At 66.7% G+C, this 24,232-nt stretch carries 26 protein-coding genes, 1 tRNA gene and 1 pseudogene; 19 read left to right on the plus strand and 9 right to left on the minus strand.

The features are described from left to right. The first annotated feature begins 114 nt into the window (after positions 1-114). The 6 genes from BMX17_RS10865 to BMX17_RS10890 all read left to right on the plus strand — a co-directional run bounded on the left by BMX17_RS10865 (position 115) and on the right by BMX17_RS10890 (position 5,862). Positions 115-1,506 carry a response regulator gene (locus BMX17_RS10865; RefSeq protein ID WP_092659886.1) on the plus strand — a complete coding sequence of 464 codons (1,392 nt, stop codon included), beginning with the start codon at positions 115-117 and terminating at the stop codon, positions 1,504-1,506. Between the two features lie 78 nt (positions 1,507-1,584). Further along, positions 1,585-2,370, plus strand: coding sequence for an HAD-IIA family hydrolase (locus BMX17_RS10870; RefSeq protein WP_092659888.1), 786 nt, complete (start codon positions 1,585-1,587; stop codon positions 2,368-2,370). Positions 2,371-2,433: 63 nt separating this feature from the next. Next, positions 2,434-3,042 carry a hypothetical protein gene (locus BMX17_RS10875; protein ID WP_139203470.1) on the plus strand — a complete coding sequence of 203 codons (609 nt, stop codon included), beginning with the start codon at positions 2,434-2,436 and terminating at the stop codon, positions 3,040-3,042. A 92-nt stretch (positions 3,043-3,134) separates the two neighbouring features. Continuing rightward, positions 3,135-3,731: a DJ-1/PfpI family protein gene (locus BMX17_RS10880; protein WP_092659892.1), complete on the plus strand. Its 597-nt coding sequence runs from the start codon at positions 3,135-3,137 to the stop codon at positions 3,729-3,731. A 50-nt stretch (positions 3,732-3,781) separates the two neighbouring features. Further along, the gene (locus BMX17_RS10885; RefSeq protein ID WP_139203471.1) at positions 3,782-5,029 is read left to right on the plus strand and encodes an outer membrane protein assembly factor BamB family protein; all 1,248 of its coding nucleotides are present in this window, start codon (positions 3,782-3,784) and stop codon (positions 5,027-5,029) included. A gap of 2 nt (positions 5,030-5,031) precedes the next feature. Beyond that, the gene (locus tag BMX17_RS10890; protein WP_092659896.1) at positions 5,032-5,862 is read left to right on the plus strand and encodes a hypothetical protein; all 831 of its coding nucleotides are present in this window, start codon (positions 5,032-5,034) and stop codon (positions 5,860-5,862) included. Positions 5,863-5,874: 12 nt separating this feature from the next. Here BMX17_RS10890 and BMX17_RS10895 read toward each other — a convergent pair whose 3' ends face one another. The 5 genes from BMX17_RS10895 to BMX17_RS10915 all read right to left on the minus strand — a co-directional run bounded on the left by BMX17_RS10895 (position 5,875) and on the right by BMX17_RS10915 (position 10,160). Continuing rightward, the gene (locus BMX17_RS10895) at positions 5,875-6,666 is read right to left on the minus strand and encodes a cyclase family protein (protein WP_092659898.1); all 792 of its coding nucleotides are present in this window, start codon (positions 6,664-6,666) and stop codon (positions 5,875-5,877) included. 42 nt (positions 6,667-6,708) lie between these two features. Then, entirely contained in the window at positions 6,709-7,614 is a 906-nt protein-coding gene (locus tag BMX17_RS10900) for a phosphatase PAP2 family protein (RefSeq protein ID WP_092659900.1), read from the minus strand. Between the two features lie 48 nt (positions 7,615-7,662). After that, positions 7,663-8,214 (minus strand): metal-dependent hydrolase, encoded by a 552-nt coding sequence (locus BMX17_RS10905; protein WP_092659902.1) that lies wholly within the window; start codon positions 8,212-8,214, stop codon positions 7,663-7,665. 77 nt (positions 8,215-8,291) lie between these two features. Then, positions 8,292-9,212, minus strand: coding sequence for an arginase (gene rocF / locus BMX17_RS10910; protein WP_092659904.1), 921 nt, complete (start codon positions 9,210-9,212; stop codon positions 8,292-8,294). 30 nt (positions 9,213-9,242) lie between these two features. Next, complete coding sequence (locus BMX17_RS10915) at positions 9,243-10,160, minus strand: NAD-dependent epimerase/dehydratase family protein (protein WP_092659906.1); 918 nt, start codon at positions 10,158-10,160, stop codon at positions 9,243-9,245. Positions 10,161-10,317: 157 nt separating this feature from the next. Between BMX17_RS10915 and BMX17_RS10920 the strand changes: the two genes are divergently transcribed. The 4 genes from BMX17_RS10920 (at position 10,318) to BMX17_RS10935 (ending at position 13,170) form a co-directional block, all read left to right on the plus strand. Beyond that, the gene (locus BMX17_RS10920) at positions 10,318-10,851 is read left to right on the plus strand and encodes an Rrf2 family transcriptional regulator (protein ID WP_092659947.1); all 534 of its coding nucleotides are present in this window, start codon (positions 10,318-10,320) and stop codon (positions 10,849-10,851) included. Between the two features lie 198 nt (positions 10,852-11,049). Next, positions 11,050-12,213 carry an NAD(P)/FAD-dependent oxidoreductase gene (locus BMX17_RS10925; RefSeq protein ID WP_092659908.1) on the plus strand — a complete coding sequence of 388 codons (1,164 nt, stop codon included), beginning with the start codon at positions 11,050-11,052 and terminating at the stop codon, positions 12,211-12,213. Between the two features lie 50 nt (positions 12,214-12,263). Next, the gene (locus BMX17_RS10930) at positions 12,264-12,479 is read left to right on the plus strand and encodes a hypothetical protein (RefSeq protein ID WP_092659910.1); all 216 of its coding nucleotides are present in this window, start codon (positions 12,264-12,266) and stop codon (positions 12,477-12,479) included. A 55-nt stretch (positions 12,480-12,534) separates the two neighbouring features. Next, complete coding sequence (locus BMX17_RS10935) at positions 12,535-13,170, plus strand: rhomboid family intramembrane serine protease (protein ID WP_092659912.1); 636 nt, start codon at positions 12,535-12,537, stop codon at positions 13,168-13,170. Between the two features lies 1 nt (position 13,171). Here the strand turns inward: BMX17_RS10935 and BMX17_RS10940 are convergent, their stop codons facing one another. Together BMX17_RS10940 and cdd are read right to left on the minus strand one after the other, a co-directional pair. Beyond that, entirely contained in the window at positions 13,172-14,017 is an 846-nt protein-coding gene (locus BMX17_RS10940) for a nucleoside phosphorylase (RefSeq protein WP_244514983.1), read from the minus strand. Next, complete coding sequence (cdd, locus tag BMX17_RS10945; protein WP_092659914.1) at positions 14,014-14,403, minus strand: cytidine deaminase; 390 nt, start codon at positions 14,401-14,403, stop codon at positions 14,014-14,016. The genes BMX17_RS10940 and cdd overlap by 4 nt, the downstream gene beginning before the upstream one ends. Before the next feature lie 97 nt (positions 14,404-14,500). Here cdd and BMX17_RS10950 point away from each other — a divergent pair, with 97 nt between their 5' ends. Then, the gene (locus BMX17_RS10950) at positions 14,501-15,298 is read left to right on the plus strand and encodes a hypothetical protein (RefSeq protein WP_092659916.1); all 798 of its coding nucleotides are present in this window, start codon (positions 14,501-14,503) and stop codon (positions 15,296-15,298) included. On the opposite strand, the gene BMX17_RS10955 is transcribed toward BMX17_RS10950, so the two are convergent. Then, complete coding sequence (locus BMX17_RS10955) at positions 15,295-16,641, minus strand: phosphohexomutase domain-containing protein (protein ID WP_092659918.1); 1,347 nt, start codon at positions 16,639-16,641, stop codon at positions 15,295-15,297. The genes BMX17_RS10950 and BMX17_RS10955 overlap by 4 nt on opposite strands. 59 nt (positions 16,642-16,700) lie before the next feature. Further along, entirely contained in the window at positions 16,701-17,141 is a 441-nt protein-coding gene (locus BMX17_RS10960) for a DUF5793 family protein (protein ID WP_092659920.1), read from the minus strand. Between the two features lie 167 nt (positions 17,142-17,308). On the opposite strand from BMX17_RS10960, the gene BMX17_RS10965 reads away from it, so the two are divergent. From BMX17_RS10965 to BMX17_RS10995, 8 genes and pseudogenes are all read left to right on the plus strand, one after another. Beyond that, positions 17,309-17,572: a DUF8015 family protein gene (locus BMX17_RS10965; RefSeq protein WP_092659922.1), complete on the plus strand. Its 264-nt coding sequence runs from the start codon at positions 17,309-17,311 to the stop codon at positions 17,570-17,572. Between the two features lie 101 nt (positions 17,573-17,673). Next, positions 17,674-18,288 (plus strand): DUF7549 family protein, encoded by a 615-nt coding sequence (locus BMX17_RS10970; RefSeq protein ID WP_092659924.1) that lies wholly within the window; start codon positions 17,674-17,676, stop codon positions 18,286-18,288. Between the two features lie 121 nt (positions 18,289-18,409). Beyond that, entirely contained in the window at positions 18,410-20,041 is a 1,632-nt protein-coding gene (locus BMX17_RS10975; protein WP_092659926.1) for a type II/IV secretion system ATPase subunit, read from the plus strand. Between the two features lies 1 nt (position 20,042). After that, complete coding sequence (locus tag BMX17_RS10980; protein ID WP_092659928.1) at positions 20,043-22,463, plus strand: type II secretion system F family protein; 2,421 nt, start codon at positions 20,043-20,045, stop codon at positions 22,461-22,463. A 36-nt stretch (positions 22,464-22,499) separates the two neighbouring features. Continuing rightward, complete coding sequence (locus BMX17_RS10985) at positions 22,500-23,162, plus strand: class I SAM-dependent methyltransferase (RefSeq protein WP_092659930.1); 663 nt, start codon at positions 22,500-22,502, stop codon at positions 23,160-23,162. Between the two features lie 102 nt (positions 23,163-23,264). Further along, positions 23,265-23,335 (plus strand) — tRNA-Gly (locus BMX17_RS10990). Positions 23,336-23,658: 323 nt separating this feature from the next. Next, entirely contained in the window at positions 23,659-23,880 is a 222-nt protein-coding gene (locus BMX17_RS25070; protein WP_139203472.1) for a hypothetical protein, read from the plus strand. 83 nt (positions 23,881-23,963) lie between these two features. Then, a pseudogene (locus tag BMX17_RS10995) lies at positions 23,964-24,232 on the plus strand (IS5 family transposase); the annotation flags it as partial.

A 24,232-nucleotide genomic window follows, 5' to 3' on the forward strand; every position in this document is an offset into this window, starting at 1 on the left:
TAAAATCGCCCGAGGATATTTCACAGTGGCCCGATTCGATGTGAGTAGTACGTATGGCCAGCCCGTCAGTCGTCCCACGCTGTGTGTGTCGTTCTCTCACGGAGGAGCCGAGCCATGACTGACGACATTCGCGTGCTGGTGGTCGACGACAGCGAGTTCTTCGCCGAGATGACTGCCGGGACGCTCTCGGAGGATCACGGGATGGAGTCCCACTGGGCGACCGGTGCCGACGAGGCGATGGACGTGCTGGCCGACGCCGAGATCGACTGTATCGTCAGCGACTACGAGATGCCGGGGCCGGACGGGCTGGAACTGATGGAGATGGTTCGGGCCGAACACGGCGACGTGCCTTTCATCCTGCTGACCGGCCGCGGGACCGAGGAAATCGCCAGCGAGGCAATCTCCGCCGGCGTCGACGACTACATCCTCAAACTCGAAGTCGTCGAGGACCAGCAGTACCAGCAACTGGCCAACCGGATCACGAGTGCGGTCGATCAACAGCGGACCCAGCAACGCTACGAACTGCTCGTCGACAACACGCCCGACGTGGTGGCACAGGTCGAACGCGACGGAACCATCGTCGCGGCCAACCCCGCGATGGCCGACCTCGCCGGGGAAGACCGCGAGCAGTTGCGGGGCGCATCGCTCACCGAGCAGTTCCCCGAGACGGGGGAGTCGTGGCTCACGGCCGGGCAGGCGGTACTCGAAACCGGCGAGTCCCGCACCTTCGAGAGCGAACTCGACGGTCGGCACTTCCACAACATCGTCGTCCCCGTCGACATCCGGACCGAACGCGACACCTTCCAGTTGATCGCTCGCGACGTGACCGAGCGGACCGAACGCGCCCGGGAACTCAAACGGAAGAACGAACGACTCGACCGCTTCGCGAGCATGGTCTCACACGACCTGCAGAGCCCGCTGGACATCGCGACGATGAACGCGAAACTGCTGGCCGAGGAGTTCGAGGAGACGCCGGACGAACTCGATGCGATCCAGCGCTCGCACGACCGGATGGAACGGCTCATCGAGGACGTGCTGACGCTGGCCCGGCAGGGTGACACCGTCGACGACCCCGTGCCGACGAGCGTCGGCGAGGCCGCCAGGAAGGTCTGGCCCTACGTCGACGCCGACGACACCGACCTCGTGGTGGAGAGCGACGCCGAGATCCTGGCCGACGAGGGCCGTCTACAGGAACTGTTGAGCAACCTCTTCCGGAACGCGATCACGCACGGTGGTGCCGACACGGTGCGGGTCGGCACGTTCGCGGACGGGTCCGGCGACGACGAGGACACCCTCGCCTTCTACGTCGCCGACGACGGGTCGGGCATCCCCGAGGAGGATTACGACACGGTGTTCGAGACGGGCTTCTCGACGGCCGGGGACGGGACCGGCTTCGGCCTGGCTATCGTCGAGCAGATCGGCGACGCCCACGGGTGGACGGTCGACGTGGGCGAGAGCGCGGCTGGCGGGGCACGGTTCGACGTGACGGGCGTCGATCCGGCCTGACCGTCACCACTCGCCTCGGGTTCGACGCTCGCGCGGGGACCGCGGTCGTTATGCCGATTCCGTCCGTGATTCGGGACGATGACATACCGCGGCGTGGTGCTCGATCTCGACGGGACGGTCTACCGTGGCAACGAACTCCTGCCCGGCGCGGCCGAGGCGGTCGACGCGATCCGGGATCGCGATCTCTCGCTGTGCTGTTGCTCGAACAACCCCACCAAGACGCGCGCCGAGTACGTCGACCGGCTCGCCGGCATGGGTCTGGCGATCGACGAACACGAGGTCCTCTCGGCCGGGACCGTCACCACCGACTACCTCGTCGCGGAACACGCCGGCGACGACTGCTTCCTGATCGGATCGCCGGGCCTACACGACCAGCTGGCCGCCGCCGGTGTCTCCTTGATCGACGACCCGGCCGCCGCGGACGTGGTCGTCGCATCCTGGGACCGGGAGTTCGACTACGACGACATGACCGACGCGCTCCGCGCGCTCGAGGACCCCACAACCGCGTTCGTCGGCTCGGACCCCGACCGGACGGTTCCGGCCTCGGGCGGCCGGTCGGTCCCGGGTTCGGGGGCGATCATCGGTGCCGTCGCGGCCGTCGCCGACCGCGAACCGGATCGCGTGATGGGCAAACCCTCGCCGGAAGCCATCGACGCCGTCGGGGACGCACTCGCCGTCCCGCCAGGCGAGTGCCTGCTCGTCGGTGACCGCCTCGACACCGACATCGCGATGGGCGAACGCGCCGGGATGACGACCGCCCTCGTCCTGACCGGAGCCGCCGACCGCGACGACGTGGCCGACGCCGACGTGACGCCCGATCACGTCCTCGATAGCATCGGCGACGTGCCCGGCCTGCTCGGGTGATCGGCGCGCCGGAACGTTCGGATCCGTAACACGTATATCGCCGACGGCCGGAATCGACAGACGGTGGGACGATTCGTGGGGGCACGATACGGAGCCGTTCCGGTGACGACCGCCCTGTCTGTGTCGCTTCCAGTGGCGTTCCTGTGCTGGACGGTCTCGCTGGCGATCGTCGCCGACCCGATACACTGGTTCGTCATGGAGTCGATTCGCCCGTCGTCCCCGGGCTGGGTCGTCGCCCCGTTCACTACGACGGGCCTGTTCAAACTCGTCCTGACGGTACCGGTCGTCGCCGTCTTCGGCGGCGGACTCGAACGGTACGCTGGATCGAGACACACGGCCGTGTTCGTCCTGGGGGCGGCCTACGTCCCGCTGCTCGCACAGATCACCTTCGCCGAGCAGGCGGGGTCGGCCCGCGGCGTCGTCGGCTCCGCGGCTATCGCCCTGGCGCTCGGGACGTGCGGCTCGCTCCTGTACTTCTGGGGAGACACGGATCGGTTCAGCATCCGTGTCGACACCGACGCCGTGATCGGTGTCGTCCTCGCCCTCTGTCTCCTCGTGCCGCTGGCGGCCGCCGCCGGCCTCCTGCCCGGTTCCCGCTACCCTGCCGTCGGTCTGCTCACCGGCACGGCGGTCGGACTCGGTGGGTTCCTGGCGATGCGATTCGAACTGTGAGGCCCCGGCCCGCCCCCGTTCCCGCCCCGGCTAGCTTTATGCTTGTGCCACCCGTTATCTCACACCGTGTTCCAGCCGAACACGGATTCACCATGACTGGCAAGCAGATCCTGATGATCGTCGGCGACTTCGGGGAGGACTACGAGACGATGGTGCCGTTTCAGACCCTCCAGGCCGTCGGCCACGAGGTCGACGCGGTCTGTCCGGACAAGGAGGCGGGCGACACCTGCAAGACGGCGATCCACGACTTCCGTGGCGACCAGACCTACATGGAAGCCCGGGGGCACAACTTCGCGGTGACCGAGACGATGGCCGCCATCGACCCGGCCGACTACGACGCGCTGGTCGTCCCCGGCGGACGTGCGCCGGAGTACCTGCGGACACACGACGAGGTGATCGAGACGGTCCAGCACTTCTTCGAGGCCGGCAAACCGGTGGCGTCGCTCTGTCACGGGCCACAGATCCTCGCGGCCGCGGACGTGCTGGACGGCTACGAGATGACGACCTATCCCGCCGTGCGGGCCGAGGTCGAGGCGGCGGGCTGTTCGTGGGTCGACGAGGTGACCCGCGACCGCAACCTCGTGACGGGACAGGACTGGAGCGACCACGTCGAGTGGCTCTCTGAGTTCCTCGACATACTCGGCACCGAGATCGAACACGGGGAGCCGGTGGCGCCGGCTGACGACTGACTGGTCACTGAACCACAAGGTAGTACTCGGTGGCGTGGGAAGGGGCCCGCGTGACACGCCGCCCTCCCCTCACCAGACGCGCCCTGCTGTCGGGTATCGGTGCCCTCGGACTCGGTGCTGGAACCCTCGCCGCCACCGGCGACGACGGCACCGACGGTCCCGACTGGCCGATGCACCGCCACGATCCCGCCGGAACCGCACACGCCCCGGACGCGAGCGTGCCACGGTCGAAACCGACCGAGCGGTGGCGCTACGAGTTCGACGACGTGGGTCTCAGGACGCCGGGACCGATCCTCTACGATGGACGCGTCTTCGTGGCCCGCCGGTCACTGACCGCGTTCGACGCCGGGTCCGGCGACAGACTGTTTCGGATCGCGGCCGACGACGGAGCGAAACCGTTTCTCTCGACCCCGGCGGTCGCATCCGCGCGGGCCTACGTGACGCCGAGTCTCGTCGCGGCGTCCGAATACGGACTCCGAGCGGTCGGAGTCGACGGGAGCCCCGACCTGCCGGTTGTCGACGGGCGTGGGCTGGCACGGCGCTGGTCCACGGGGCAACAGCCCGACAACCCAGCCGTCGCGTCGCTGAACCTCGGCGGCGATTGGCGAGAGCCGCCGGTCGTCGCCGACGAGACGGTATTGGTCGCCGACGACGGTATCGTCGCCATCGACGCCAGTTCCGGATCGATCCGCTGGTCGGAGCACCGACAGTACGCGAGCGGGCCGTCGGTCGCCGGCGACGGCGTCTACGCCGTCACTTTCGACGGGGTTCTGGAACTGGCGGTCGCGGACGGGACCCAGCGCTGGAGCGAGTCCGTCCCCGACATTAGGCCAGACGTTCGTCCTGTCGTCGCCGACGGGCGGGTGTACGTCGGTCACGAGACCGGGCTGGTCGCGATGGACGCCGACGGCGGTGACAGACTCTGGACGAGCGGACCACCGTCGGGCGAACACGGCCAGTTCTTCACACCACCTGCCGTCACGCCGGCTGCCGTCTACGCCGCCGGAACCGGCGTCCTCGACGACGACGGCGACGCCCTCGTCGCGCTGGACCCCGAGACCGGCGAGCGACTCTGGGACGCCCCGCTCTCGACAGTGAGTCAGGACACGGACGGCCCAATCGTCGCCGGTGGTGTCGTTCTCCAGCCGGACAACGACGTACTCGCCGCATTCGACGCCACGACCGGCGAACGGCTGTGGTGGATCGAACGCGACGCGATCATCTCCCAGCCCGCTCCCGGTGATGGCCGATTCTACCTCGCCGATGGAGACGGTCTCACCGCCTTCGGAGGTGCCTGACCGTGCCCTATCGCGTTCCCGGCCTCGCCTCGCGTGACGAAGCCGGTGGAGGTGGCGTCACGAGAGCCTTCAGCCACGCGACGAGTGTCTTTCTGAGCCATCCAGCGCTGTTCGTCCCCTTCCTCCTCGCCGGCTTCGTGATCGTCGGCGTCGAACAGGCGATGCTCGTCGACCCGGTCCCGGTCACGACGACGGAATCACTCACCGGGACCGGCGTCGATCTCCAACTTCCGTTCCTGCCGGTCGAACAGCGCCGCGTGACGACGCCGCTTCCCGCCCTCTGGGGACTCAAGCTCCGCTGGCTCGCCGAACGGGCGCTGTTGGCCGCCCTCACGACCGGGACCACCGCGCTGGCCGGCGCGGTCGCCGTCGCCGGGATGTACGAGGGCGGCCTCCGTCCGGGCCTCCGGGCGCTCGATAGGGCGGCCGCTGCACGCGCGGTCGGCTACGTGGTCGGGTTCGGGCTGGCGCTCTTTTCCGTCGTGGCGCTCGTTCTGGTGGTCCCCATCCTCGTCGCCCCGGCGTTCGTCCTGTTCCTGTTCGTCGCTGTCCGCCTGTTCGTCGCGTTCCCGCTGGCCGTACGCGGCGCGTCGGTCACGGGCGCGGTCCGGCAGAGCTGGCGACGCATGGGCGGCTACGGCATCTCGCTGGCCTTTTTCCTCCTCTTGCTGGGCGTGTTCGGCCTGTCGCGGCAGTTCGGCTTCTTCGGTGGCGGCCTCGCGACGGTGCTGGTCGGCGTCCCGCAAATCGGCACGATGACCGTCCTCGCGTACTGGACCGAACCGAGCGACGACGGCGACGGGGCCGCCGGCGAAGAAGTCGAGGACGCCTGACCCGCCGTCGCCTCACGCCTCGACCATCGCCACGGGACGGACCCACCCGGCGCTCGCGTCCTCGATCTTCACGGGGAAGGTGACGACGGGCACGTCGGTCCGGCGGGGGAGTTCGTCGAGGTTGGCCATCTTCTCGATCTGGCAGTACTCGACCTCGCGGCCGGCGAAGTGGGCGGGCCAGAGTTCCGACTCGTCGCCGGTCTCGACGTAGCGCCGCCCCATCTCGTCGAAGGGCTTGTCGAAGCCGTAGGCGTCCGTGCCGATCACCTTCACGCCCTGCTCGACGAGGTGTCTCGTCGCGGCCGCACCCATCCCGGGGAACTCCGTGAGGTATTCCGGCTCACCCCACAGCTCGTCAGCGCCGGTCTCGACGAAGACGAGTTCGCCCGCCGAGAGTTCGTGATCGAGGTCGGCCAGTCGCTCGTCGATCATCTCGGGTGTGATTTCGGCTCCCGCCTCCAGCTCCCTGAAATCGAGGATCACGGCGTTGCCACAGCACCACTCCAGCGGAATCTCGTCGACGGTCTTCGCTGGTTCCCCGTCACACTCGGGCCCGTAGTGCCACGGCGCGTCGAGGTGGGTGCCGGCGTGGGGGATCGCCGTGATCTCCTCCCACGCGAGCCCCTGGCCGTCGGGGAACTCCGCGCCCGCCACGTCGTGGCCCAGCGCCTGCAGGTTGCCGGCCAGCTGGGCCGCGCCCGCCTCGTGGTCCATGTACTCGATCTCGGGCGGGAACGGTTCGCTTTCGACGCCGGGTTCGAGGCCGACGCTCAGGTCGATCAGCCGCTTGCTTTCGAAGTCCATGCGACCCACGTCGGCCACCGGCGACAAGGAGTTTTCCCGGCGTCAGGCCAGCCGAGTGCCGGCCAGCGGCGCGCCGACGGCACTCCCGCCCACGACCGCGCCGCCGGCGAACGCGACCGGTGCGGACGGTGCGAGGACGTACAGGACTCCCGCGAGCGTCCCGACGACCGCCAGCACGGCGACCCCGGCGACCACGTCCCCGCGGCTCGTCGCGCGGATCGGGACGATGTCGGCGACGCGACGCCACACGAGCCACGACCCGAAGGCCGCACCGGCTGCAGCGCCACTGATGGCCGATCCGTCGACGAACAGCGCGACGACGCCGACGGCGACCGCGACGCCGAGGACGCGGCCGGGATCGGTCCCGCCGTCGGCGAGCCAGTAGCACGCGCCGAGGATCACCAGCCCGAGTCCGACGCCGGCGATCACGTCCACCAGGTAGTGGACGCCGAGGACGAGTCGTGAGGTCGCGACGACCGCGACGACGACCCCGGCGAGGCCGAACCGCACGCGCTCGCGCACACCGTCGAGGACGAGCGCGACCCCGCCCCAGACCATCGTCGTCCCGAGTGCGTGCCCGCTCGGGAACCCGGAACTGGACGCGGTGGTGATGTTCTCGAACACCGCAGTCAGGATCGGCGGGAGCCAGCCCACTGCTGGGGCCTCGCTGGCCCCTGGCGGTCGCGGGAGCCCGAACAGCGGTTTGAGCGTGCTGACCAGTGTCACGTAGGTCACCACGAGCGCGAAGACGAACAGTCCCTGGCGGCGGTCGACCGCCAGACGCGGGACCGCACTCCCGGCGACGTAGAGCCCGCCGCCGAGGACGAAGAGGAACCACACGTCACCCAGTTGCGTGAGCAGGGCGAACAGCGCGACGCCGACGGTTCCGGCCTGGCCGTGCAGGAGGTCCGTGACGCCGATCCCGCGTGCGAGTGCGAATACGTTCACACTATGCGTGACGCGGCGACGCCGTCCTCGCCGAGACGCGAGAGGTGGTTATCCATCGGTGATCCGGTAGGGGTGATCGAACGGTTGCACGAGCAGAGCCAGTAGCAGGTGACCCAAAAGGGTGGCGACCAACAGGCCGACGTTCCAGAGCGGGGCGTTGTACCAGATCAGGTCCACGATCACGGGTTCGGGATAGACCGGCCAGAAGGGTTCGAGCGGCTGGGAGATGTCCGGCGAGGAGAGTACGTCGGCGAACAGGTGGCTGAGGCCACCGACCAGGACCGCCACGGCGACGAATCCGAACGACGCCCGGGCCGTGACCGACTCGCGCCACAGCCAGCGGTCCAGCGGTCGCCGTTGGGTCGCGACGACCGCGCCGACCGCGAGGCTCAGTGCGGCGACGAAGACGACGGTGTGGGTTACGCCGTGGTGGTGGATCACCGCCGGTGCCAGTTTCTCGATCCAGAGATCCACGTCGGGCAGCAGTGCCGCGCCGGCCGCGATCCCGAGGAACACGAGGGTCACACGCCGATGCCAGCAGAACCACGCCGGGGCCGCCCACAGCAACCCCATCGCCACGTGCCCCATCACGTCGACCATGTGTTCGGTCTACGATATCGGTCCGGATACCGGGACGGCTTGCAGTTGCAAGGGGTGGTCGGTCGGATTCTCCCCGTCTAGAGGATGCTCTTCCCGAGCGCGCTCGTGGCCAGTTCGACGGCCAGTTCGGCGGTCGTGTTGTGCTGGTCGAGGATCGGGTTGACCTCGACCAGTTCCATGCTCGCCAGCCGGCCGGGTTCGGCGGCGCGTTCGGCGATAATCTCCATCGCGGCGTGGGCCTCGCGGTACGAGACGCCGCCGCGTTCGGGAGTCCCGACGCCCGGGGCTTCGGTGGGGTCGAGCCAGTCCAGGTCGAGACTGACGTGGACGCCGTCGGTGCCGTCGGTGGCGATATCGAGCGCCTCGGCGACGACCTCGGTGACGCCGCGGGCGTCGATGTCGGTCATGGTGTAGGCGGTCACGTCGCTGTCACGGATGTTCGAGCGCTCTTCCTCGTCGATGCTTCGGAGGCCCACCAGCGCCACGTTCTCCTCGGCGACGTTCGGTGCCGGGGCCCAGTCGGTGTCGGCGAAGGATCCCTTGCCGAGGATGGCGGCGAGGCTCATCCCGTGGACGTTCCCGCTGGGCGTCGTCGCGGGCGTGTTGCAGTCGCCGTGGGCGTCGAACCAGACGATGCCGGTCTCGGCCTCGCGGGACAGGCCGTTGACGGTCCCGATGGCGATGGAGTGGTCGCCGCCGAGGACGAGGGGAAAGTCCCCGTCAGCGACGGCGTCGGCGACCTCGTGGGCGAGACGGGTACAGACGGTTTCGGACTCGGCGAGGAACTTGGCGTCGCCCGACACAGGAGCGCCGGCGTCGGGGTCGGTTCCCTCGGGTCGCGGGACGTGTACGTCACCCCCGTCGGTACAGGCAACGTCCAGCCCCTCGATCTCTCCGGCGAGACCCGCGTAGCGGATGGCCGAGGGTCCCATGTCGACGCCACGTCGGTCCGCCCCGAGGTCCATCGGGACGCCGACGAGCCGCACGTTCCGATCCATCACCTCGACCACTCTCGCGGATCTACAAAACTACTTGTACTGCGCACAGACCTGCTCGATACCCTCCTCGAAGGTGATCTGGGGTTCCCAGCCCGTCGCGTCGTTGATCTTCGAGTAGTCCGCGCAGGTGTCGTGGACGTACACGTCCTCGGGGATAGGGTTCTCGACGTACTCGGGGTCGATGTCGGTCCCCAGTTCGTCGTTGAGCATCTCGACGACGGTGTTGAACGAGTAGGCGTCGCCGGTGCCGAGGTTGTAGATGCCGGTGAGTTCGTGGTCGGCGGCCAGTTCGATGCCGCGCACGATGTCGTCGACGTGCGTGAAGTCACGGGTCTGTTCGCCGTCGCCGTACAGCACCGGCGGTTCGCCGTTTGCCATGTCGTCGGCGAACTGGGCGATCACGTTGGCGTACTCGCCTTTGTGTTCCTCCGCGCCCCCGTAGCCCTGATAGACCGAGAAAAAGCGCAGGCCCGCCACGTTCATATCGTGGTAGTTGGCGAAGTACTCGCCGTAGCGCTCGCGGGCGAGTTTCGAGGCCTCGTAGCCGGTGTTCACTGCCACGGGCATATCTTCGGGCGAGGGCTCGGTCCGACTGCCGTAGATCGAGGAGGTCGTCGCGTAGACGACGGTCTCACACCCCTCCTGGCGGGCCTGTTCGACGGTGTTGACGAACCCTTCGACGTTGACGCGAGCGCCCCGCTGTGGGTCGTCCTCGTGCATCTGGAGCGACGAGAGCGCGGCCAGGTGAAAGACCACGTCGACGTCGACGGGCAGGTCGTCGTCGAGGACGCTGGCCTCGACGAACTCGACGGAATCGTCGAGGTTATCGGGCGTTCCGAGATAGCCGTCGTCGAGCGCGATGACTTCGTTGTCGGCGGCCAGGTAGTTCGCGAGATTCGAACCGATAAACCCCGCGCCCCCCGTTACGAGTACGCGTTTACCGTTCATATATCGACATCTTAGTCGTCCATCAAATGCGTGTCGTTTCCCGGAACATCTGACGTGGACTGCCCGCGACGGACCCGTCGTCCCTCGGTTCCCGGACACGTCCGCAAGCACTCGTTTATCCGCCGGGTTTATGGAAAGCTACGACGAACGTCTTCTCATGTCATCAATCGAACTCACGCCGAGCCAGAAAAATATCCTTCAGGAGCTGGTCAATCTCCACCGGCAGTCCGAGAGCGCGGTCAAAGGGGAAGATATCGCCGAACAGGTCGACCGTAATCCCGGCACCATACGGAACCAGATGCAGAGTCTCAAAGCCCTCCAGCTGGTCGAGGGTGTACCCGGGCCGAAAGGTGGCTACAAGCCGACTTCGAACGCCTACGAGGCACTCCAGGTCCAGAACATGGACGAGGCGGCGGACGTGCCGCTGAAACACAACGGCGAAGCGGTGCCGAGCGCCAACGTCGAGGAGATCGACCTCACGAGCGTCCACCACCCCGAGGAGTGTCGCGCCGAGATCAAACTCCAGGGGTCGATCTCGGAGTTCCACGAGGGCGACACCATCACGGTCGGCCCGACACCGCTGTCGAAGCTCCGCATCATCGGTACCATCGAAGGGAAAGACGACACCAGCAACATCCTCATCCTCACCATCGACGACATGAAGGCTCCCGTCGGCGACGTGGAGAAGTAACGTCTCGTTCGTCCAGTAATCGCTGCGATTTCTTCGATCTCGCCCGTCGGGACCGGTCGGTCACCCGTCGAAATCCCGGCAGTCGTCGCCGCTATTCGTCCAAACCCCAGTCACTCAAACGGGCACTCGTATAAAAACTGACGACATGGAGACGGCGATTTCAAAGCCTTTGTATCGGGTGACTCCCGAGGTCCGGGTATGACCGACGACGTCGTCGTGCTCGGCTCCGGTTACGCCGGTGCGGGCGCGATCAAGAGTCTCGAATCGGAAGTTGGCAACGACGCGGACATTACCTGGATCTCCGACGTCGACTATCACCTCGTGCTCCACGAATCCCACCGCTGTATCCGGGACCCGAGTATTCAGGACAAGATCTCGATCCCCATCGAGGACATCAAGTCCCCGAGCACGCGCTTCGTCCAGAGCGAAGTCGTCGACATCCACACGGACGAGCGTACCGTCGAGCTGGCCGACGACTCCGAGGTCGACTACGACTATCTCCTCGTCGCGCTGGGCTCTCAGACCGCCTTCTTCGGCATCGACGGCCTCGAAGAGCACGCCCACACGCTCAAGGGCCTCGACGACGCGCTCGGCATCCACGAGGACATCAAGGAGGCCGCCCGCGAGGCGTCCCAGTCCGATCCTGCACAGGTCGTCGTCGGCGGTGCCGGCCTGTCGGGCATCCAGAGCGCCGGCGAGATCGCCGAGTTCCGTGACGATCACCGTGCGCCCATCGACATCCACCTCGTCGAAGGGCTGGACGAGATCTTCCCGGGCAACGACCCCGAAGTGCAGGGAGCCCTGCGCAAGCGCCTGGAAGCGCTGGACGTGAACATCATGACCGGCGAGTTCATCGGCGAAGTCGACGAGGAGACCGTCTACATCGGCGACGAGACCGAACTCGACTACGACGTACTGCTCTGGACCGGCGGGATCACGGGCCAGGACGCCGTCGGAGACGTGGACCTCGAACAGGACGAGCGCAACCACCGCATCAACACGGGCATGAACTTCCAGACCGAGGACGAGCGCGTCTTCGCCATCGGCGACTGCGCCCTCATCGACCAGCCCGGTGAGAACCCCGCGCCGCCGACGGCCGAGGCCGCCTGGGAGGCCGCCGACCACGTGGGCGAGAACATGGCCCGCGCGATGCGGGGCCAGCCACTGGAGGACTGGACGTTCAAGAGCAAGGGGACCGCCATCTCGGTGGGCGAGGACGCCGTCGCTCACGACGTGATGTTCATGCCGATGGAGACCTTCGGCGGGTTCCTCGCGCGCAACCTGAAGAAAGCCATCGCCGCACGCTGGATCTCCTCGATCACCGGCCCGGGCCGCGCCATGAAGGCCTGGCCCGATATGTAAACTTCTGTTGACCCAGAATCACTAAGCGGATCGGGAGACGACGCGCTCCCATGGAATCGTGGACCCCTCGCGAGGCTACCCGGAACGCACCGCTCGTTTTCTTTCTCTCACTGGCCACCATCGTCCCGCTGGAGCTCCTGGTCTTCGATTCGACGACGACCGTCCTCGAAGCGGTCCGCCGGGGCCTCCCGACCGCAACCGGACTCGCCGTCGGATTCGCCTTCGTCCACCTCGCCCGCTGGCACTACGAACGGAAGGCGGCCTGAGCCGCCGCCGGTGACGCTACCTTTTTGTCATCCGTCCGTGAAGTCTACCTCGTTCGTGCCTCGCCGACCGAATCTGTCCGGGACGTTGCCGGATATTCCGTTCCTGCGCCTCTTCAAACGCAAGTTCCCGTTCACGATCCTCGTGATCGCGGGCGTCGGGTGGGTCCTCGTCACCAACGGGGTCCGGATCGAGGACGTGTTCGGGCCGTCGCCGAGTCCGTTCAACCCGCTCGTTCACCTCTCGAACCAGTTCTTCCACGCGAGCCTCGACCACTACCGGGGGAATATGCTCGTCCTCGTCCCCTTCGGAATCGTCCTGACGCTGTTGACCAGCGACAAGCACGTTCTCGCTGTCGTCGTCGGTGCCGACGCGCTGGCGAGTTTCGTCTACCACATCGGGTCCGGTCCCGTGGTCGGGTCCAGCGGAATCGCGTTCGCCATTGTCGGCGTGTTGCTCGTCAGGACCGTCGGCGACGCCATGCAGAACGCGTCGATGGAGTGGCTATTGGCCATCATGATCGGCCTGTTTCTGCCATTCTTCCTGGTGCTGTTCGTCGTGGCCGTCGCGCTTCACGGGGCCTGGGTCGCCCATTTCGGGCATTTGCTGGCGTTCTGTTTCGGCGGAATGTGTGAGGCCGCGTTCGTGATCGTCGGCCACGCGAGCGACGACCGGCTCGTGCTGTCGTGGTGATTCACTCCAGCCCAAGTCCCGCGTGCCACGCGCTCGCGTCCGATTCGGCGACCCGCTCGTCCATCTTCGCCAGCAGGTGGGTCGCGAGACTCGCGGTCTCGGCGGCCCGCCGCTCGCCTTCGGTCCGGAACTCGCCGGTGACGCGGTTGGCGTAGACCGAACAGACCGCACCCGCCCGCAGGCCGTAGACGTTCGCGAGCGTCAGGATGGCGCTGGCCTCCATCTCGAAGTTGATGACGTTCGCCGCGCGCAACTCCTTGACCAACTCCTCGCTCCCGCGGGCCTCGAAGTCCTCGAAGCCGGGGCGGCCCTGCCCGGCGTAGAACGAATCCGTCGAGCAGGTCAGGCCGACGTGATAGTCGTAGTCGAGCCGCTCGGCGGCGGCGACGAGGGCGGCGACGACGGCGTGATCCGCCACGGCGGGGTAGTCCTCGCGGACGTACTCGTCGCTGGTCCCCTCCTGCCGGACCGCGCCGCGAGTGATGACGAGGTCGCCGACGGACGCTTCCGCCCGGATCGCACCGCAGGAGCCGACGCGGATCAGCGTGTCCGCGCCGACGCGGGCGAGTTCCTCGACCGCGATAGCCGCCGAGGGACTCCCGATACCCGTCGAGGTGACCGAGATCGGCGTGCCGTCGTAGGAACCGGTCGCCGTGCGGTATTCGCGATGTTCGGCTATCTCCTCGCTGTCGTCCCACGCGTCGGTGACCTTCGGGACGCGTTCGGGATTTCCCGGGAGCAAGACGGTGTCGGCCACGTCCGCGGGACCGACTTCGAGGTGGTACTGCTCGCCGTCGTTGGGGTCTTCGCTGTCCATGCGCTCGTGCTCCTCGCTATCGCCGCTCATTTTCCCAGCGTCTCGGCGCTGATCGCGTCGGGCAACAGGTCGCCAAGCCGGTACTCGGGCGTCGCCTCGCCCTCGTCACAGACCACGACGAGGTCGTCGTCGCAGAACTCCACGAGGGTCTGCCGGCACATCCCGCAGGGGGTCACGCCGTCGCGTTCGCTCGACGAGACTGCGAGCCGGTCGAACTCACGGTGGCCGGCTTCGACCGCTTTCCCGACGGCCAGTTCCTCGGCGTGGAGGCTGTTGCTGTAGTTGGCGTTCTCGATGTTACACCCGGTGAAGACGGTGCCGTCCGCGGTCCTGAGTGCGGCTCCGACCCGGTACTCCGAGTAGGGGACGTGTGCGTCGTCCTGGGATGACCGCGCACGCTCGACCAGCTCTTCCATGGCCGATGCCGACGGGGCGACCGGACAAATACCTAGCCCGACTCCACGTGAAGAACTGACGGGCGATTTATCAGGGACTATTGACAATGGAACGGGTATGCGGTACACGCGCTCGCTCTATCGGTCACTGGTGGGGACCTATTTCGCACTGGTCGTGGGGCCGTTCGCCGCCACGCTGGCGGGGGTGTCCGGCCTCGTCGACCCCTGGATCAGCCTGGCGGTCGCCGGGCTCGTCGCCGGCGGCCTCGGGTACCTGGTGGGGGATCGCCTCGACGTGGAGCGCCTGGCCACGTCGTTGGGCCTGGCTGTGCCGCCCGTCGTCCTGCCGCTCGGCTACCTCGTGTGGCTCATCGCTTTGCTCGCACACAATCCCGGGATCAGCCCACTGACCCTCCTCGGGCGACCGGCGACCCTCGGCGTGCTAGCCGTCGGACCGGCCGTCGCGCTGGTCGAACTCGGGACGCGCTCGGTGGCGGTCTCACGGATCGAGGCCGCGACGGTCTTGTACAGTTTTCAGACGCGTCCCGACCGGCGGGAACGCCGGATCACCTACGGCGCGCTGGCCGTCGGACTGGGCGCTGTCGCCGGCTTGCTCGGCGTGCTGGTGCTGTCGGGACAGGTGTCCATCGCGGTCGTCCTCGGGATGCTCGTCGTCGTCCCGCTCGCACTGGCCGTACTCCGGTCGGACGACCGGACCGTCGTCGTCACCGACGCCGGGGTGGCTGTCGACGGGGAGTTCACCGGCTGGGACGACGTGGACTCGTTCACCGTCGGCGAGGACTCGCTGGTCGTCCGGCCGCGCGGCTGGTTCACCGACGTGTATCGACTGGACCTCTCCTCGGGCCCCGATCCCGACCAGTTGCAGTCGACGTTCGAGGCCCACGCCGGCCGCTAGGCCACGGCGCGTTCGACGGTCGCGACCGCCTGTTCGATCAGCGCGTCGACTTCGTCGCTCTCCGCGTAGATTCTGATATAGGGTTCGGTCCCGCTGGGTCGGACGAGTACCCACGACGCGTCGGGAAAGGAGAGTCGCACGCCGTACTCGGTCTCGACACTGGCTTCCGGGAACTGCGCCGGAAGCTGCGTCTCCAGGGTCGCCATGGCCTCGGCCTTCGCCTCGTCGGGGCAGTCGACGTTTTCCTTCCGGTAGGGGCGTTCGGTCACCGGTTCGGTCAGGCTGTCGAGCCCCGACGCCGCCACGAGTCGTGTCAGCACGGCCGCGCTGACGACGCCGTCGATCCAGTCGCCCATGCCGGTGTGCATATGTTTCCACGGTTCCGCCGCGAACACGACCTCGGTCTCCGCGCCGCCGTCGTCACGGGCCGTGGCCAGTCCTTCGTGGAGGACGCCCAGCGCCGTCCGCTCGACGCGACCACCCGCGGCCTCGACCCGTTCGTCGATCCGACCCGAGGCGTTCGGCGTCGTCACCACCACCGGATCACCCGCGGCGCTCTCGCGGACGTAGCGCTCTGCGAGAATCGCCAGCACCGTGTCCTCGTGGACGACCTCGCCAGCTTCGTCGACGAGGACGATCCGGTCGGCGTCGCCGTCGTGCCCGATGCCGATGTCGGCGTTCCCGTCGGCCACGAATGCCCGGAGGTCGGCCAGGCTCGCCGGCGTCGGCTTGCTCTCACGACCAGGGAAGTGGCCGTCGACGGTCGCGTTCAGCGCACGCACGTCCGCCCCGAGTGCCCGGAGGACCTGCGGCGTCGCCACGCTGGCCATCCCGTTGCCACAGTCGACGGCGACGGTCAGGTCGTCTGGGGCGGCTCCGAACCCCCCGGCATAGGTGACGACGGCCTCGCGGTACCGCTCCAGCACGTCGAGGTCCGTCGCCCCGCCCCACGCGTCCCAGGCTACCGGATCGAGGTCGGCGGCGACCCGCTCTTCGATCCGGGCCTCGGCCTCGTCGCCGTACTCCCGCCCGTCGACGAACAGTTTGAGTCCGTTGTCGGTCGGCGGGTTGTGGCTGGCGGTGATCATCACGCCGCGTCGGCCCTGTGAAGCGTAGGCCAGCGCCGGCGTCGGCACTTCGCCGACCTGGCGGACGGTCGCGCCGCCGCTCTCGATGCCGGCCGCGATCGCCGCCGCGAGCGCTTGACTCGTCTCTCGCCCGTCGCGTCCGAGGACGAACTCGTCGCCGTCGGCCGCCGCCGCACGACCGACCGACAGCGCCAGTTCGGGCGTCACTCGCCCGTCGACCGGGCCGCGGATGCCGGCCGTTCCGAACAGTTCCATAGCTACCGAGAGCGACGACAGACACTTAGAGGCAGGCGGTCCGGGTGTGCTCGGACCGGTCAGAGCTCGACGCCCGAGGGGATCAGCGAGTGGTTCCGCATGAGGTCGCCCTCGTCGTCGTAGACCAGCAACGTCTGCTTGTCCGTCGTGTAGCGGTCGCCGTCGGTCACGTCGATCTCGAGGCTGTAACAGCCGGGCGCGTCGCTCTCTTCTTGCCCGTACGCTTTCGCGGTGTCGACGAGGGCGAGGATGTCGTCGGCGTCGGCGTTGACTTCGAGCACGAAGTCGCCGGTCAGGCGTTCGGTGATGGCGAGCACGCCGTCGGCGTCGGAGTCGTCGACCGGCGTCTGGAAGCGGAAGGCCAGGTCGAGATCGGTCCCGGGTGTCAGGCGCGTCTCGAGTTCGTCCGACGGGCCGTCGTACTCGATGTGTACCGTCGGCTGCTCGACCGGATCGTCCCCGACGTCGCGCAACTCGAGCGTGAAGTAATCGCGCCTCATTCAGTGTCACCATGTACGTCGTCCGAACCAATGAACGTAACGCCTGTCTCGGTTCGACATCGACGGCCGACCCCGGACACTACCGCGTATTCGGCCGGACGATCCGACACTTCCCACGAACTGAACACGCCGCCAGCGCTTTTCCGCCTCACGAGTGTAGTCCGAATATGGGCCGAATCACCGCTCTCGAGTACTACGACGAGGTACTCGCCGGCATCGCGCTGAGTCTTCTCGGCGGCGGAATCGCTGGCCTGCTGTCACCAGTGGCGGTCACGACCGGTATCTTCGCCGGGAGTCTCCTGGCCACGGGCATCCTCTATCTGGCCCTGTTCCGGAACCCGCCCACCCCGGCTTCGGACCCCGAGGTCGCCGCGGCCGCAGTCGTCTGGCACGTCGTCCCGATCGGACTGGGTGGGTCGCTCCTGCTCTGAGCGACGGCGGCTGGTCCACAGGATTCCGAGGCGGTGACGGCGGTCGCGGCCGGACGGCGACGGCGTGGGGATTTTTGACGGCCGCGTTCGCCAGGGGAGGTATGGTCTGGGTGAAGTCGGAGTACGCCGAGGAACTCGCCGTCGTGTCGGCCTGGCTGAGCGCGCTCATCCCGTGGTCGATCTCTGTCTCGATCGGCGAGATTCAGGGGGGATCGCTGATAGAGTTTCACTTCCCGTTCCTGTTGATACGCGTACTGCTGGGCATCGACGTCGACGCCCCGAACCCCCTCATCCTCTTCCCCTGGGAGGCCATCGAGTTCTACGACAAAGCGCCCGGTCCGCTCCCGTTCGCCGTCTGGACCGTCGGTGCGGTCGTCGTCGGCCTCGCCGTCTTGTTGAGTCTGGCGATGTACGTCTTCGAGGACCGCTTCCGGACGGCCCGACGGGACCCTGTTCGCATCATGGGTGGCCTCCTGCTGGTCGCGGCCGTCCTCCACACCGTCGCCAGCGGTCTCCTTCAGTTCGGCGCGCTCCCCATCGCCGGCGTCGCGACCGACGCGTTCCCGGGCATCCTGTTGCCTATCGGCGTCGTCTTCCAGTTCGCCTTCGCGTACACTCTGCTCCGGGTCGAACGCGTCGACGACCCCGACGTCGAGGCGTCCGGTCCCGACGCGGAACCGGAATCAACCGAGACCGACGGGACCGGCGAGGAGTGACCGCACGCTTTCGCCCGAACCTGTCAGTTTCCGCGATGAAACGAACGGAAACGAGATGCGAATTTAAGTAAGTGGGTCCGTAAGCGCCAGTAACGCATTCGCCGGACGGCGAGGTCGATCTATGGCAGGACAGGACGCGAGCGTCGGTGATGAGGTCGGTGAGTCGAGAGTCGAGGAGGTACGCCGCTGGCTCTCCTACACCGCAGATCTGCTTCGGGGGACCACGCTCCCGGTGCAGAACTACGACCCGGACAAACACGACCAGCTCATCTCCTTTCCCGGCCTCCCAGGCTACGAGGAGACCGACCGCTACTGGCTGAACGTCCCCTTCTCGTTCGTCTCGATCAACTACGATCACGAGGAGGACAAACACCTCTATCACGTCGTCGAACCACAACTGGACGAACTGGAGGCCGACCTGCTCGACCGACTGGCCGAGGACATCCGCGAACCGCTGTTGTACCGCGAGAACGTGGCCGACGACCCCGAGGCGGCACTACGCGAGGAACTACAAGAACGCCTCGAAGAGTACGGCGTCGACATCGGCCTCGAATCGTACTACCGGCTGTTCTACTACCTGCACCGGCGGTTCCACGGGTACGGCCAGATCGACCCGATCATGCACGACCCCCACGTCGAGGACATCTCCTGTGACGGGCCAAATCTCCCCATCTTCGTCTACCACGACGACTACACCGACGTGGAGACCAACGTCACGTTCGCGAGTCAGGAACTCTCGAACTTCGTCATCCAGTTGGCCCAGCGGTCGGGCCGGCACGTCAGCGTCTCCGATCCCGTCGTCTCGGCGACCCTGCCCGACGGCTCGCGGATCGAGTTGGCCCTCGGTGAGGAAGTGACGCCCCGCGGGTCGGCGTTCACCATCCGGAAGTACGCCGACGAACCGTTCACGCCCATCGACCTGCTGGAGTACGGCACCGCCGACCTCGATATGCTCGCCTTCCTCTGGCTGTGCATCGAGAACAACCGTTCACTCCTCTTTGCGGGCGGGACGGCGGCGGGCAAGACCACCTCGATGAACGCCGTCTCCATGTTCATCCCGCCGCGGGCGAAAGTGCTGACCATCGAGGACACCCGCGAACTCTCGCTGTACCACGACAACTGGCTCTCGTCGGTGACTCGCGAACGGCTGGACGACGACGATATCACGATGTACGACCTGTTACGCTCCGCGCTCAGGCACCGACCCGAGTACATCATCGTCGGCGAGGTCCGGGGTGAGGAGGCGATCACACTCTTCCAGGCGATGAACACCGGACACACCACGTTTTCGACGATGCACGCCGACTCCGTCCAGACCGTCATCAACCGGCTGGAGAACGAGCCGATCAACGTGCCGCGGCCGATGGTCCAGAGTCTGGACGTACTCGCCGTGCAGGTCCTGACGCGGAGTCAGGGCGAGCGTGTCCGCCGGATGCGGACCCTCGCCGAGATCGAGGGGATCGACCAGCGGACCGGTGAACTTGACTACTCGAACACCTACTCCTGGCGGGCGACCGAGGACACCTTCACCGACAGCGGGAGCGACCTGCTCGACGACATTCGCGAGGAGCGAGGGTGGAGCCAGTCCGAGTTGCTCCGCGAGATCCAGAACCGCAAGCGGTTCCTGAAGTACCTCCACGAGGAGGGTGTCAACGACTACCGGCGGTTCACGGCGATGGTGAACAAGTACTACGCCGACAGCGCCGAAGTCCTCGACCGGATCGCGGACGCCGGCGTCGAAGTGGAGTCCTGACATGGTCTCGCTACTCTCGCTCGTCCCGGCCCTGATCGCGCTGGGCCTGGGTGCCTTCCTGATCGCGGCCGCGTCCAGCGACGGCATCGGCAAGCGAGTGGTCCGCATCTCACGCGGCGTGTTCGGCCGGTTCGTCGACGACGACCGCATCGAGCGAAAGGAGCTGTTGCAGTCCGCCTACGTCCCCGAGACCTACCGCGCCTACGCGGCCAAGACGTACTTTTACTCGGTCGTGTTCGCCGTGCTGGGCGGAATCGTCGGGGGCTACGTCGTCGCTGGATTCGTCCTCGCCGTTCCGCTGATCGGCGGCCTGCTCTCGGGGCTCCCCAACACCATGACGGCGGTGCTGGGACGCCCGTCGACGTGGTCGCTCGAACTCCCGCCGGACGTGTTCCTCGCGGTCGCCGTTGTCGGCGGTGTCGTCTCGGCGCTGGTCTCGGGCGCGCTGGCGTACACGATGCGCTGGCAACTGCTGGCCAGTCGCGCCGAGGCACGCCGCCGCCGGATCAACGAGAGTCTCGCCCGGACCGTCGCCTTCCTCTATGCGCTTTCCCGCGGCGGGATGCCGTTCCCGGTCATCATGCGAACGCTTTCGGACAACAAGGGGATCTACGGGGAGAGCGCCCGCGAGATGTCCGTCGCCGTCCGGCAGATGGAGCTGTTCGGCACCGACATGATAAACGCCATCCGCCGGATGTCCAAACGGACCCCCAGCGAGGAGTACAAGACATTCAGCGAGAACCTCTCCTCGGTCCTCCAGAGCGGACAGAGTCTCCCGCAGTTCCTCCACGACCAGTACGAACGGTACCAGGAGGAAGCCGAAGAACGGCAGGAGGAACTGCTCGAACTGCTGGCCACCATCGCCGAGGCGTACGTCACCGTCCTCGTCGCGGGGACCCTCTTTCTGATCACCATCCTGCTCGTGTTTGGCCTCACGACGACCGACACGCTTGGCATCCTCCGGTTGTTGGGCTACCTGGCGATCCCGCTCGCCAACGTCGGGTTCATGGTGTTTCTGAACCAGCGGCTCGAACTTCTGGGGATCGGGACCAGCGGGACGGCGGTCCCCGACGAGTCCTCGCTCGTCGGTAGCGGCGGGACCTCGTTCGAGGGCAACGTCCCCGCCGCCGACGGGGGGCACACGAACGCGCTGGCACACAACTTCGAGCGACTGGCCATCTACGACCGCCTCCAGCGGTACAAACGTGTCTTCAACGCCCCAGTCGAGACGGTCCTGCGAAATCCGACGGCACTGCTGTACGTGACGATCCCGCTCGCGATCCTCGTCACCGCGTTGCGTCTGCCCGCCGCGCTCACCGGTGTCGGCGTCAACGTCCGCGTCCTCGACGATCTGGTGATTCAGGGGCTCCTGTTCGTGCTCGGAACCTACGCCGTCGTGCGCTACGTCCAACAGCGCCGCCTCAAGCGGGTCGAGGGCGCGTCCCCGGAGATGCTCGAACGACTGGCCAGCCTCAACGAGGCCGGGATGTCCGTCGTCGAGAGTTTCAATCGCGTCCGCGGGAGCGATCTCGGCGCACTGACCGACGAGATCGAACGCATCTGGGCGGACATCAGGCTGGGCGCGAACGTCGAGGAAGCGCTCGTCCGGTTCGGGACCCGCGTCCGCACCGTCCCCGTCACCCGCGCCGTGACACTGTTGACCAACGCGATGCGGGCCAGCGGGAACATCGGCGCTGTCCTGCGGATCGCGGCCACACAGGCCCGCGCGGACCTGCGGATGAAACGCCAGCGCCGCCGGCAGATGCTCACCTATCTCGTCGTCATCTACGTCGCCTTCCTCGTCTTCCTGGTCATCATCGTCGCCGTCGAGGAGGTACTGGTCCCGAGCCTGCCCAACAACGTGCCGACGCCGTCATCGAACAACCGGCTGGGCGTCGACCCGAGCCAGTTCACCCGCTTTGGCAGCGTCAACAAGGCCGCCTACACGCTCGTCTTCTTCCACGTCGGCATGGTCCAGGCCTTCTTCTCGGGGCTCGTCGGCGGCCAGCTCGGTGAGGGATCGATCCGTGACGGCGTGAAACACGCCGCCATCCTGCTGACCGTGGCCTACGTCGTCTTCGTGTTGCTGTCCTCACCCGTCGCGTCGATGAACATGGAGAGTCAATTCGGCGGGAAAGCCGAAGTGAACGTCGACTCCGCGTCCCTCTCGGATGGCGGGTTCATCGTCGTCCACCAGACCACCGCCGACGGCAAAGTCCTGGGCGTGAGCGAGTATCTCCCCGCTGGGACCTCCGAAGACATCACGATCCAACTCAGTCGAGAAGTCGACGGCGACGAGACGATCGTCCTGATACCACACAGGGACACCGACGAGGACCGGACGTACGACGAGGGTAACGAAACCGACACCGTCTATCCGCCCGGCGTCGACGCCAATCAGGTCGAGTACACCTTCGACTAACGCAACCGTCTTGGACCACGGGCAGGAACGTCCGCTATGGACGACGAGCCGGCCCGTGCGGGTGTCCGGGACACCTACGACCGGATCGCCGATCACTTCTCGGCCACCCGCGAGTACGCCTGGCCGGAAGTCGAATCCTTCCTCGCCGACCGCGCCGGCAGTGTTGGCCTCGACGTCGGCTGTGGCAACGGCCGCCACGCCCAACTCCTGGCCGACGCGACGGATCGCGTCTGTGCCCTCGACGTGAGTCGTGGCCTGCTCGACGAAGCCCGCGAGCGCGTCGCCGGCACCGAGGCGAAGACGGCGGTCCGGCCGGTGCAGGGCGACGCTTCTTGCCTCCCAGTCTCGACTGGGCTCGTCGATCTGGCTGTCTACGTCGCCACGTTGCACCACCTCCCCAGTCGGGAGTTACGTGTGGCGAGTCTGGACGAGGTGGCTCGCGTGCTCGCGCCCGGGGGACGGGCGCTGGTCAGCGCCTGGAGTACGGCCCACGACCGGTTCGACGCAGAGGAGGGGTTCGATACAAATGTGGACTGGACGCTCCCCGGCGGCGAGCGCGTCCCGCGGTTCTATCACATCTACAGCCCCGCGGAGTTCCGGACTGATCTGGACGACAGCGGGCTGGAAGCGGTCGAGGTGTTCGTCTCCAGCGGGAACTGTTACGCGGTGGTCGCCGACGGCGAAGGGAAAGCCACATAAATTGGCACGCGGAACACTCAGGTGTCACCTCGCGCCGCGGCGGTCCAGCCTGGATCACTGGCGCGCCCGGTCGGGGCGACGTTCGAGCGGTTGATGGTATATGCGGCGATGGTCTAGTGGTAGGACCTGAGCCTTCCAAGCTCATGGCCCGGGTTCAAATCCCGGTCGCCGCATGATGTCTCGAACAATCCGTGAGAGACATCTGGGGCAGAAGGCGATTTAAACCCTGGAAGTCACAGCCCGCACAGCCGAGCGTAGCGAGGCGAGCAGGAATGTCTTCCTCCGGTTCAAATCCCGGTCGCCGCATTCCTGTGACGAACGACTCGTGAGTCACAGGAATCCCAAAGGGAGTTGAATCACGCGAACGCGAGCGATAGCGAGCGTTCGCCATCGGGTTCAAATCCCGGTCGCCGCATTGTGAGGCGCGAACAACCGTGAGCGCCTCGGGTAGCGAACGGTGAGTTATGCGAGTCGTGAGCACGGTTTCGAACAACCCGTGGGCGACGACTGTGGTAGGAAGTCACAGGTCGTCGGCGTAGCTGTCGATCAGGAGACTGACAGCGAGACATCCGAGAACGAGGCCGGCACCGACGACCGCACCGCCGAGAGTGTCGGTCCTCAGCCACCCGAGACCGAATCCGACGCACACAACCGAGCCAGCACCGAGAATTCGCCAGTCCATGACGTGCTGGTATCAGTTCTGGCGGGGGTTTTGTGAATCGTCGGCTCTATTGAATCACTAGACAGCGTCGGTGTAGGTCGGTAAATCAAAGGAGTTGAAGCGGGTGAGTGGTAGTTTGGATGAACATCACCACCCGCTTCACCGAGGAGATGGTGTCGCTGGCAAAAAGTTATTGCGACAATCCCGATGAAGCTGCCGCCCCGGAAGGCGGCGGCAGCTTCGCAGAGTACGCGATGATTTCCCTCCACGGGCTACGGATTTTCCTCGATGAGACCTACAAGATGACCATCGACCGGCTGGAGGTGATGCGACCAATTCTGGAGATTATTGGACTTGAGCCCGACGATCTCCCACATCCATCGACGTTGAATAAGTGGCTTGATAGAAT

The organism is Halorientalis persicus, from assembly GCF_900110215.1.
GTDB lineage: Archaea > Halobacteriota > Halobacteria > Halobacteriales > Haloarculaceae > Halorientalis > Halorientalis persica.